Origin of the sequence: Isoptericola sp. NPDC056618 (genome assembly GCF_042792715.1) — a bacterium.
Lineage (GTDB): Bacteria > Actinomycetota > Actinomycetes > Actinomycetales > Cellulomonadaceae > Isoptericola > Isoptericola nanjingensis.
Map to the genome: position 1 here is coordinate 32,648 of NZ_JBHTVZ010000018.1, position 10,026 is coordinate 42,673.

At 73.9% G+C, this 10,026-nt stretch carries 7 protein-coding genes; 6 read left to right on the forward strand and 1 reads right to left on the reverse strand.

Annotated features, from left to right (window positions below; translation table 11 throughout):
• Nucleotides 1–126 precede the first annotated feature (126 nt).
• On the forward strand, nucleotides 127–1,479 hold the full coding sequence (locus ACFQ8T_RS17770) for a M20 family metallopeptidase (protein ID WP_430547808.1): 1,353 nt from the start codon (nucleotides 127–129) through the stop codon (nucleotides 1,477–1,479).
• A gap of 18 nt (nucleotides 1,480–1,497) precedes the next feature.
• On the opposite strand, the gene ACFQ8T_RS17775 is transcribed toward ACFQ8T_RS17770, so the two are convergent.
• Nucleotides 1,498–3,438, reverse strand: coding sequence for a calcineurin-like phosphoesterase C-terminal domain-containing protein (locus tag ACFQ8T_RS17775; RefSeq protein ID WP_430547809.1), 1,941 nt, complete (start codon nucleotides 3,436–3,438; stop codon nucleotides 1,498–1,500).
• A gap of 258 nt (nucleotides 3,439–3,696) precedes the next feature.
• Here ACFQ8T_RS17775 and ACFQ8T_RS17780 point away from each other — a divergent pair, with 258 nt between their 5' ends.
• The 5 genes from ACFQ8T_RS17780 to ACFQ8T_RS17800 form a co-directional block, all read left to right on the forward strand.
• Nucleotides 3,697–5,055, forward strand: a complete 1,359-nt coding sequence (locus ACFQ8T_RS17780; RefSeq protein ID WP_430547810.1) for an acetamidase/formamidase family protein — start codon at nucleotides 3,697–3,699, stop codon at nucleotides 5,053–5,055.
• 52 nt (nucleotides 5,056–5,107) lie between these two features.
• Nucleotides 5,108–6,787: a phosphoglucomutase (alpha-D-glucose-1,6-bisphosphate-dependent) gene (gene pgm / locus ACFQ8T_RS17785; protein ID WP_430547811.1), complete on the forward strand. Its 1,680-nt coding sequence runs from the start codon at nucleotides 5,108–5,110 to the stop codon at nucleotides 6,785–6,787.
• 8 nt (nucleotides 6,788–6,795) lie between these two features.
• Complete coding sequence (locus ACFQ8T_RS17790; RefSeq protein ID WP_430547812.1) at nucleotides 6,796–7,647, forward strand: SDR family oxidoreductase; 852 nt, start codon at nucleotides 6,796–6,798, stop codon at nucleotides 7,645–7,647.
• A gap of 69 nt (nucleotides 7,648–7,716) precedes the next feature.
• Complete coding sequence (locus ACFQ8T_RS17795; protein ID WP_430547813.1) at nucleotides 7,717–8,181, forward strand: MarR family winged helix-turn-helix transcriptional regulator; 465 nt, start codon at nucleotides 7,717–7,719, stop codon at nucleotides 8,179–8,181.
• Between the two features lie 49 nt (nucleotides 8,182–8,230).
• Nucleotides 8,231–10,026 (forward strand): MDR family MFS transporter (locus ACFQ8T_RS17800; RefSeq protein ID WP_430547814.1); only part of this gene is annotated, 1,796 nt, incomplete at its 3' end.

The window sequence follows — 10,026 nt, forward strand, 5'->3', positions numbered from 1 at the left end:
CCGCCACCGCGGGCGTGTCCGCCCGAACGTAGTGGCCCCGGTCATCCGTCGCGAGGCATTCGTCCGCATCGTGAGATTCGCGCGTTTCCTCCCGGGCGCCGCGCCGGCTTCCCTACGATGCCTGACATGACCGTGCCCGACGCGAACGCCACGCAGCCCGCCCGCCCGAGCACCGCCTACCTCGACCACCTGTTCCACGAGAGCGAGGAGCGCCGGCGGGCGGCCCCGCCGTCCGACGCCGCCCCCTCGCTGCTGCCCGCCGCCGTCGCGGACGCCGTCGAGCGCGCGGCCGAGGCCCTGGAGCCCGACCTGCGGGAGGTCGTCGAACGCCTGCACGCCGACCCGGAGCCCGCCTGGGAGGAGCACCGCAGCGCCGCCCTGCTGGTCGACGTGCTGGCCCGGCACCGGATCGACGCCGAGCTCGGCGCGCACGGCGTGCCGACGGCGTTCCGCGCGGAGCTCACAGGAGCCGGCGACGGCCCGACGATCGCGATCTGCGCGGAGTACGACGCGCTGCCCGTCATCGGGCACGCCTGCGGGCACAACGTCATCGCCGCCGCCGGGGTGGGCGCGTTCCTCGCGCTGCGCGGAGTCCTCGCCTCGGCGGGCGCGCCCGCGGGTCGCGTCGTCCTGCTCGGCACCCCCGCCGAGGAGGGGAGCTCCGGCAAGGAGGTGCTGGCCCGAGCCGGTGCGTTCGACGACGTGGACGCGGCGATCATGGTGCACCCGTACGGGCAGGACGTCGCCGAGCAGGTGTGGCTGGGGCGGCGGCTGCTCACCTGGACGTTCACGGGCCGCCCCGCCCACGCGTCCGCCCAGCCGTTCATGGGGCGCAACGCGCTCGACGCCGCGAACCTCGCCTACCAGGGCATCGGCCTGCTGCGGCAGCAGCTGCCGCCGGTGGACCGCGTGCACGCGACCGTCGTCGAGGGCGGCACCCGGCCCAGCATCATCACCGAGCGCGCGGTGATGCGGCTCTACGCCCGGTCGAAGTATCCGGACACCCTGCGCGACCTGTCCGCGCGGCTCGACGACGTCGCGCGCGGTGCGGCGCTCATGACCGGCACCGAGGTCGAGATCGTGTGGGACGACGGCGCCCTGCCGAGCCTGCCCGTCCGCACCAACGCGGCGCTCACGGAGCGCTGGGTGGCGGCGCAGCGCCGGCGCGGGCGCGACCCGCTGCCCCCCGGCGTCGTGTCCGAGACGCTCGCCGCGTCCACCGACTTCGGCAACGTGTCGTTCCGCGTGCCCGGCATGCACCCGCTGATCCAGGTCTCGGCCCCCGACGTCGCCCTGCACACCGCCGAGTTCGCCGACGCCGCCGGCGGCCCGGCGGCCGTGCCCGCCGCCGTCGACGGCGCCGTCGGGCTGGCCCTCACCGCCCTGGAGTACCTCACCGACGACGCGCTGCGGACCGCCGTGCACGACGAGTTCGTCGCGCACGGCGGCCCGCTGGACGTGCCGACCTACTTCGACTGAGCAGGTCGGTGATGCCGGTCAGCGGGCACTGAGCTCCGCCGGGTCGGCGGGGCCCTGCGGCGCCGGCTGCACCGGCGCGTCGTCGCTCGGCACGTCGCCGCGCAGCACGGTCGCGGTCGCGGCGGGCAGGTCGTCGGCCACCGTGAACCGCAGGGTGTCGGTGAACTCCCGGCCGTGGTCGTCGACGGCCGTCACCGTCGCGGCGTGCGTGCCCGCCCCGAGGTCCTCGGGGAGGGGCAGCCGCCACAGGTGCGCGTTCGACCGCGTCGCGTTCCCGCTGGTGAGCAGGTTGCGCGTGGCCGCCGTCGGGTCGGAGTACTCCCAGCCGGTGCGCAGCGACTCGCCCGTCATCGGCTGCGTGTGCTCGGCCTCGATCGCGGCGCCGCCGTCGATCGACACCTCGACGCTCGCGGCGGACGAGCCGGCGTAGAAGTTGGCGGTGAGCCAGCTGTCGCCGGCGAGGTCGTCGGCGCTCACCAGCCGCTCGTCGCCGAGCGCCGGCGCGTCGCCCTCCTTGCCGCCGTCGCGCCACGCGAGCGCCTGGCCGGCCCAGTCGCGCCAGTGCGGCGTGTTCACGCCGAGGGCGAGCTGGAGGTCGTCCTGCTCCCCGCGGATCGTGTACCGCTCCGCGAACGCGTTGCCGTCGAGGTCCAGGGTGAGGACACCCGGCCGGGCGCCGTCGGCCATGTACGCGTAGGGCAGGCCCTGCTCGTCGAGGCCGCCGGAGTACCAGTCGCCGGAGACCGCGCCGGCCACGAGCTGGGTGTGCTCGAGCTCCTCGACGCCGCCCGCCCGCCACTCCGCGCGGGTGTCGCCCGGCAGCAGGTTCTCCAGCATGTGCGTGTGCCCGCCGACGGTCACCGCGTTGCGCCCGCGCAGCACGTCGTACAGCGCCGGGGCGTTGTCCACGATCACCTGGCGGTGGTCGACGATCGGTGCGTGCGTCGCGACGACGACGAGCTTGTTCTTCGGCACCTCGGCGAGGTCGGCCTCGAGCCAGGCGAGCTGCTGGTCGTCGATCTGCTCCCAGTAGCCGCCGTTCGTGCCGTCCTGCTTGGCGCCCTTGTAGACGATGCTGTCGAGGACGACGACGTGCGCCTGCCCGACGTCGTAGGAGAAGTAGCCGGGGCCGACCTCCTGGCGGAACGTGTCCAGGGCCCGGGAGTCGTCGGCGGCGTCGTAGTCCATGTCGTGGTTGCCGGGCGCCATGCGGACCGGGCCGTTCGCGGCGGCGTAGATGTCCTTGAGCTCGGGGTACAGGCTCAGGTCGTCGCCCACGTTGTCGCCGAGCAGCAGGACGCCGCAGCTCGCGTAGTCGTCGCGGGCCATGAGGTCCGCGACGGCACCGTCCCGCGCGTAGCCGACCTGGGTGAGGTCGTACGTCTGGGTGTCGGCCGCGATCGGGCAGCTCTGCTTCGCCTTGCCGGTCGCCTTCGACTTCCCGAGGGGGAAGTTGACGGCCTGCGGCAGCGGCCCGGTGGGCTCGAGGCCGCCGTACCTCAGGTCGGGCGACCCCTCGGGCAGGTGGTTGTAGCTGAACTGGGCGATGGCGTTCTCGTCCACCGGCACCTGGTAGCCCGCGGGCTGGGTGACGAAGACCGTCATGTCGTCGAAGGCAGGGAGGCTGTAGCGCCCCTTGCCGTCGGTCGTGACGACGTCGCGACCGTTGGACACCTGGACGCCGGCGACACCCTTCTCGCCCTTGTCCTGGGTGGAGTCCTCGTCCTTGTCGTGGAACACGGTGCCGGCGAGCACCTCGGGGTCGGCGGCCTCGCCGCGCACGACCTCGACGTGGCCGGTGTACAGGCCGGCCTGGACGCGCTGGGCGGCCGCGGCCGCCTTCAGCTCGGCCGGGTCGGGCGACGGCGCGGCCGCGGCGCCGGGCGCCACGAGGACCAGCCCGACGAGCGAGGCGGCGCCGGCGGCGGCACAGGCCTGGCGGATGCTGCGGGGGTTCATGTACTTCCTCCGGGGTCGTGAGAGAGCGGATCGAGTACACGCCCTCGTCAGGGCGCTCCGGCATGCCGATGGCGACGACGGTAGGCGGCCGAGGCAACCGTCCGGTGACGTCGAGACGCCGGGCAGCCGAACGTCAGAGTGCCCCCGGCAAACGCCCAGCGAACGAGGTCCGCCCGTTACCGGGCGGACATCCGTCCCGAACACGGGCGTCATGCGGGCTCCCTACCGTCGGGCCCAGTCGACCTCAGGAGGAGCACCATGCACGACGGACGAGACGCTGCCGAGACCCTCACCGCCGGCCTCGGGCGCCGGCGCTTCCTGCAGGCCGCGGCCGGCGTGGGCGCCGGGGCAGCGCTGACGGTCGGCGCGGCGGTCCCCGCCGCCGCCACCTCGGGCGGCACCACCGCGGCGGGTCGGGGCGGCGCCGGCAGCTTCGGCGGCATCCTGCAGCCGGGCCAGGGCCGCATCCGCGGGGAGCACTACCTGCGCTCCGACGTCGACGACGTCCTGTGGGGCTACGTGCCCTCCGTGCACGCGACCGCCGTCACGCGTGTCCGGTCCGGCCGCACGATCACCATCGACTCGGTGTCGCACGAGGGCATCCTCGAGGACCAGGGCCGCGACCCCGTCGCGTGGTTCGGCGAGCGCGGCGTCCGACGCCGCGAGGTGCTGGACGACGCCGTCGCCATCGCCGGCGGCTACGACCGCACCCCGCGGGACTTCGACACCGACGGCCCGCACGTCATCACCGGCCCCGTGCACGTCGACGGCGCCGAGCCCGGCGACGTGCTGAAGATCGAGACGCTCGACGTCGTCCCGCGGGTGCCGTACGGCGTCATCTCGTCCCGGCACGGCAAGGGCGCGCTGGCGCTCACCGCTTCGGGCGCGCCCGCCGGCATCACGCTCGACGAGGTGATGCCTCCCGTCGCGACGGACGGCCGCGCCACCGGCGTCCCCACCGAGTACGGCAACGTGTCCGTGCTCGCGCAGATCCGCGGCGGCAGGGCGACCATCGGCGAGGGCCGCTCGCGCGTGTCGTTCCCGCTGCGGTACTTCTTCGGCACGATGGGCGTCGCGTTCTCGGAGAACACGGGGCTCACGGCCCCCGAGGCGAACTCGATCCCGCCCACGCTGGGCGGCGGCAACATCGACATCAGCCGGCTGGGCGCGGGCTCCACCTTCTACCTCCCGGTGCGCGCGCCGGGCGCCCTGTTCTACGTCGGCGACCCGCACATGGCGATGGGCGACGGGGAGGTGGCGCTCACCGCGATGGAGGGCTCGCTGCGGGGCACGTTCCGCCTCACCGTGTGCAAGCCGGGCTCGGGCGACGCGCCCTCCGTCGCGTACTCGTACCCGTTCGCCGAGACCGCCGACGCCTGGATCCCCATCGGCCTGTCCGACCCGGACGGCGCGGTGGGCGGCAACGGCTCCGACCTCGACGTCGCGATGCGGCGCGCCGTCGTCAACGCCCTCGACTTCCTCGAGCACGACCAGGGCCTGGACCGCGCGATCGCGTACGCCTACCTGTCCGCGGCGGCCGACTTCGCCGTCTCGCAGGTCGTGGACCGCACGGTGGGCGTGCACGGGCTGGTGCGCAAGGCGGACTTCCGGCGCTGACGGACGGGGGCCCGCCCTGACACCCGGCCACGACGACTGGCAAGATCGACCCATGCACGAGCGCGCGGGGAAGCCGGCCCAGGACATCGACCTCATCGACGTCGACAAGGTGGTGGGGGCGTACTACGACCTCGTGCCGGACGTCGCCGACCCGGCGCAGCAGGTGGTGTTCGGCACGTCCGGGCACCGCGGCTCCAGCCTGGACACCGCGTTCAACGAGGCGCACATCGCGGCGATCACGCAGGCGATCGTCGAGTACCGGGCGTCGCAGGGCACGGACGGCCCGCTGTTCATCGGCCGGGACACGCACGCCCTGTCCCTGCCGGCGTGGCAGACGGCGCTGGAGGTGCTGGCCGCGGCGGGCGTCACCGTGATGGTCGACGCGCGCGACTCGTTCACGCCGACGCCCGCCGTGTCGCAGTCGATCCTCATCCACAACGGGGCGACGACGGGCGACGGCGTGCGCACGCAGGGGCCGGGCCTCGCGGACGGCATCGTCGTCACGCCGTCGCACAACCCGCCGCGCGACGGCGGCTTCAAGTACAACCCGCCGCACGGCGGCCCCGCCGGGTCGGAGGCGACGGGCTGGATCGCGGACCGCGCCAACGAGATCCTCCGCGCCGGGGGCCTGGCCTCCGTGCGACGGGTCGCGCTCGAGGACGCGCTCGCCGCCGAGACCACCCACAAGCACGACTTCCTCACCACGTACGTGGACGACCTGCCGAACGTCGTCGACCTCGACGCGATCCGCTCGGCCGGCGTGCGCATCGGCGCGGACCCGCTGGGCGGCGCGTCGGTGGAGTACTGGGGCGCGATCGGCGAGCGGTACGACCTCGACCTCACCGTGGTGAACCCCCAGGTGGACCCGCGCTGGTCGTTCATGACGCTCGACTGGGACGGCAAGATCCGCATGGACTGCAGCTCCCCGTACGCGATGGCGTCGCTCGTGGAGAAGATGTCGGGAGACGCGCCGTACGACGTCGCGACCGGCAACGACGCGGACTCCGACCGGCACGGGATCGTCACGCCCGACGCCGGGCTGATGAACCCCAACCACTACCTGGCCGTCGCGATCGAGTACCTGTACGGCGGCGCGCGGCCGGGCTGGCCGGGGGGCACGGCGGTCGGCAAGACGCTCGTGTCGTCGGCGCTGATCGACCGTGTCGTGGCGGGCCTGGGCCGGCAGCTGGTCGAGGTACCGGTGGGCTTCAAGTGGTTCGTGCCGGGCCTGCTGGACGGGGAGGTCGGGTTCGGGGGCGAGGAGTCGGCGGGAGCGTCGTTCCTGCGGCGCGACGGCCGCGTCTGGTCCACCGACAAGGACGGCCTGCTGCTCGCGCTGCTCGCCTCCGAGATCATCGCGACGACGGGCCGCACGCCGTCGGAGCACCACGCCGACCTCGTCGACCGCTACGGCGAGTCCTGGTACGCCCGCGTGGACGCGCCGGCCACGCGCGCGCAGAAGTCACGCCTGTCCGCCCTGTCCCCCGACGAGGTCGCCTCCACGACGCTCGCCGGGCAGGACATCACCGCGACGCTCACCGAGGCGCCGGGGAACGGCGCGAAGATCGGCGGACTCAAGGTGACCACCGAGGACGCGTGGTTCGCGGCCCGCCCGTCGGGCACGGAGGACGTGTACAAGATCTACGCCGAGTCCTTCGTGTCGGCCGACCACCTCGCCGAGGTGCAGGCCGCCGCGAAGGAGCTCGTCGACGGCGCGCTCGGCGACGCCTGACGACCGCCGTGCCGGCCCCGCGCACGTACGTCGTCACCGGCGCCGACTCCGGCCTGGGCCGGGCGGTCGCCGACCTGCTCGCCGCGCGCGGGCGGGTGATCACGTGCGGCCTGACCGACGAGGTGGACGTCCCCGCCGACCTCACCGTCCCCGAGGGCCGGGCGGACCTGGTCGAGCGGGTGCGGTCGCTCAGCGGCGGGCGGGTCGACGGCGTCGTCGCGGCGGCCGGGGCCGGTGCGCCCCGGCCGGAGACGGTGGCGCTGAACTACTTCGGCGCCACCGCCGTGCTGGAGGGCCTGCGCGACCTCCTGGCGGCCTCTGACGCCCCCGCCGCCGTCGTCGTCTCGTCGTCGTCGACCCTGAACCGCGGCAGCGGGGCGCTGGTCGGCGCCTGTCGCAGCGGAGACGAGCGGCGCGCGCTCGCCGTCGCGCGCCGGCTGGTCCGCACCGGGCGCGGCAGCCAGCTCTACCGGTCCAGCAAGGCGGCCCTCAACCTGTGGACACGGTCGACCGCCGTGTCGCCGGAGTGGACCCGCGACGGCATCGTGCTCAACGCCGTGGCCCCGGGGATCGTCGCCACGGACGTCGTGACCCGCACCTGGGAGCGCGACCGGGTCCTCCTGGAGACGGCGCTCCCCCAGCCCCTCGGCGCGCCGGGGCCCGTCGCCCCGGTGGCCGACCTGCTCGCCTTCCTGGTCTCCCGGGAGAACCGCTTCACGACCGGCCAGGTCGTCTACTGCGACGGGGGCACCGACGCCCTGACGCGCGGCGGCCGCCCCCAGCGGGTGCACCTGCGGTACGGGGTCCGCGCGATGGCGACGATGGCGCGCGAGGCGCGGCGCCGCACGACCACTCCCTGACATCCATTTGATTTCAGCAGGCAACCTTTTTATGTTTGCTCCCCGCAACCAACATGGGGGTGGGCGAGCATGCCTGAGCACGCGCGGTACGAGGAGCTCCAGCGCCAGCTGCGCGCCGTCGGCGTCGTCAAGCGCACCATCGTGCGCAACCTGCCGCACGACTGCGCCGTCGGGCCGACGGCGGTCATGTCGACCCTGCGGCGACAGGGGCCGATGCGGCTGAGCCGCCTGGCCGACCTGCTGTGGCTGGACCCGTCCGTCACCAGTCGGCACGCGTCCCACGCCGTCGAGCAGGGGTGGGTCGAGCGCACGCCCGACCCGGACGACCGGCGGTCGTGGATCCTCAGCCTGACCTCGGAGGGGCGCCGCAAGCTCGAGGAGATCTCCGCGACCACCGCCGGTCTGCTCGCCGAGCGGATGGGCGACTGGGACGACGCCGAGATCGACCGCCTGACGGAGCTCATGGCCCGGCTGCACGGCAGCTTCGCCGAGTGCCCGACGTCCGCCCGCGCCGCCGTCCCCGCCCGGGCCTGACGCGCCCACACCCGCAGCACCTCCCCCGCAGCACCTCGGAAGGACCTTCATGGCATCGACCACAGCGGCGGCGCCCGCGCACGCCAAGCGCGGGCGCACCGACCACCAGGCCGGGGTCTCGATGACCCACCGCCAGATCCTGGAGGCCCTGTCGGGCCTCATGCTGGGCATGTTCGTCGCGATCCTGTCCTCCACGATCGTCTCGAACGCCCTGCCGGAGGTCATCGCCGAGCTCGGCGGCGGCCAGTCGGCCTACACCTGGGTCGTCACGGCCTCGCTGCTGTCGATGACCGCCACCACCCCGCTGTGGGGCAAGCTCGCCGACCTGTTCAGCAAGAAGGTGCTGGTACAGGTCGCGCTGGTGATCTTCGTGCTCGCCTCGGCGGCGGCGGGGCTCGCCCAGTCCGCGGAGTGGCTGATCGTCTGCCGCGTGTTCCAGGGCATCGGCACCGGCGGTCTGTCGGCCCTGGCGCAGATCGTCATGGCCACGATGATCGCGCCGCGCGAGCGGGGCCGGTACTCCGGCTACCTCGGCGCCACGTTCGCCGTCGCCACCGTCGGCGGCCCGCTCCTGGGCGGCGTCATCACCGACACCGACTGGCTCGGCTGGCGCTGGTGCTTCTACGTGGGGGTGCCGTTCGCGCTCGTCGCCCTGGTCGTGCTGCAGAAGACGCTGCACCTGCCGGTCGTGAAGCGCGACAACGTGAAGATCGACTGGGGCGGCGCGTTCCTCTCCACCGCCGCCGTCTGCCTGCTGCTCCTGTGGGTCACGTTCGCGGGCGACAAGTACGACTGGAACTCGTGGCAGACCTACGCGATGACGGGCGGCGCGCTCGTGCTCGTCCTGCTGTTCGTGCTGGTCGAGTCGAAGGTCTCCCAGCCGATCATCCCCATGCGGCTGTTCCGCAACCGCACGGTGGCCCTGTCCTCGGTGGCCTCGCTCTTCGTGGGCGTGGCGATGTTCGCCGGCACCATCTTCTTCAGCCAGTACTTCCAGCTGGCGCGCGACAAGTCGCCGACGATGGCCGGCGTCATGACGATCCCGATGATCGGCGGCCTGTTCGTCTCGTCGACCCTCTCCGGCCTCATCATCACCAGGACCGGTCGCTGGAAGGGCTGGCTGGTCTCCGGCGCCCTGCTGCTCACCGCCGGGCTCGGGCTGCTGGGCACCATCCGGTACGACACCGAGTACTGGCACGTCGCCGTCTTCATGGCCGTGATGGGCGTCGGTGTCGGCATGATGATGCAGAACCTCGTGCTCTGCACCCAGAACCAGGTGGCCCCCGCCGACCTGGGCTCCGCCAGCTCGCTGGTGACGTTCTTCCGCTCGCTCGGCGGCGCGATCGGCGTCTCCGCGCTCGGCGCCGTCCTGGCGCACCGGATCCCCGACTACGTCGAGGACGGCCTGCGGAACCTGGGGCCGAAGGGCGCCGAGCTCGCGCAGGGCGCGACGGGCGGCTCCGGCGAGATCCCCGACATGGACCAGGTGCCCGAGCCCCTGCGCGGAGTCCTCGAGGCCGCGTACGGGCACGGCATCGCCGACGTCTTCCTCATCGGCGCGTGCGCCGCACTCGTCGCCTTCCTGCTCGTGGTCTTCATCAAGGAGGTCCCGCTGCAGACCAAGGGCGCGATGGACCAGTCCGCCGCCGAGGAGGCCGGTTCCGCGGCCACGGAGGCCGGCGAGGACTCCGAGGCCTACGCCCCGGAGCTCGTCGCGGTCGGCGCCGAGCCGAGCGCCCGGCGCGCCCGCCCCGCCGCGGGCGGCCCCCCCCGCGGGGGCGGGGGCGGCGGGGGGGGACGCGGGCACCCAGCGCTGCTCGGCGGGGCGCGTGTCGCGGTCGCGGG